The sequence below is a fragment of the Pseudomonas morbosilactucae genome, from assembly GCF_023241715.1.
Taxonomy (GTDB): domain Bacteria; phylum Pseudomonadota; class Gammaproteobacteria; order Pseudomonadales; family Pseudomonadaceae; genus Aquipseudomonas; species Aquipseudomonas morbosilactucae.
Genome location: NZ_JALQCW010000135.1, coordinates 1 through 819, shown reverse-complemented (window position 1 = coordinate 819; position 819 = coordinate 1). Strand labels below are relative to the sequence as shown.

Sequence of the window (819 nt, the reverse complement as noted above, 5' to 3'; positions counted from 1 at the left end):
CGATGGACTGCCGCAGGTGCTCAATGCCCGACAGCGGCAAGCCGGTGCGGCGATCCATTCCGATCATCGTGTTACTCCTGCAGTTGCAGATCCGGGTGCGCGGTCAGGTAGTCCTGGGCGACGGTGTCGCCGGGATCGGCGGACACCTGCCCCTTGGCGACCGCCAACTGGCGCCCGTCTGGCAGGATCAGAACGCGGGAGGTATAGAGGGTGTCGCGGAATACCGAAGGACCGGCGCTGGCCGATTCATCGGTGATTCGTTTGGGGCTGACCATGGTTTTCTCCAGGTACAAAAAAACCGCTCTCGGCGGTTGGGTGTCAGTAAGGGTTGCTGCGCTTCACTGAGGCGCTCCGGTTGATCCAGGGCCAGGCGTCACACCTGAATGGGTATGGGTCGACCGACATTCACGCCGTTGTGCAGCAGGCTGGAGCCATTGATTTGCACGTCACCGTTCAAGGTGATCTGCCCGGTCAGCGTGATGGTGTCGGCCTGGCCAGTGATGGCGCCGTCCGTGATCACCGCGGTACTGCCGCCGACCTGAATGGTCACCGTGCCGGTGGGCAGGCTGATGGTGTAGCTCTTGGCCTGCCAGTCGTAGACCAGCGAGCCGCCATCATCAAACCGCCAGACCTCGACGTGGTCGCGGTTGTCCGGTTGCGGGCCAGCGTTGCCGTACAGGCCCGCGACAAACGTGCCCTGTGCCGGCTCACCGCTGGGACTGATCAAGGCCCCCTGCTCGCCCAGACTGGGCGCTCGCCAGTGGCGGGCCTTGCCGGCGGCCTGGCTATGCCAACGGACCCAGGCGCTGGTCCAGCCGG

2 protein-coding genes are annotated in these 819 nt (G+C 65.0%); both read right to left on the bottom strand.

Going from position 1 to position 819, the window contains the following annotated elements; all coding sequences use genetic code 11:
- Nucleotides 1–71: 71 nt before the first annotated feature.
- Nucleotides 72–275, bottom strand: coding sequence for a hypothetical protein (locus M1B34_RS33350; protein WP_268267395.1), 204 nt, complete (start codon nucleotides 273–275; stop codon nucleotides 72–74).
- A gap of 98 nt (nucleotides 276–373) precedes the next feature.
- Nucleotides 374–819: phage baseplate assembly protein V (locus M1B34_RS33345; protein WP_268267396.1), on the bottom strand; the 446-nt coding region annotated here is incomplete at its 5' end.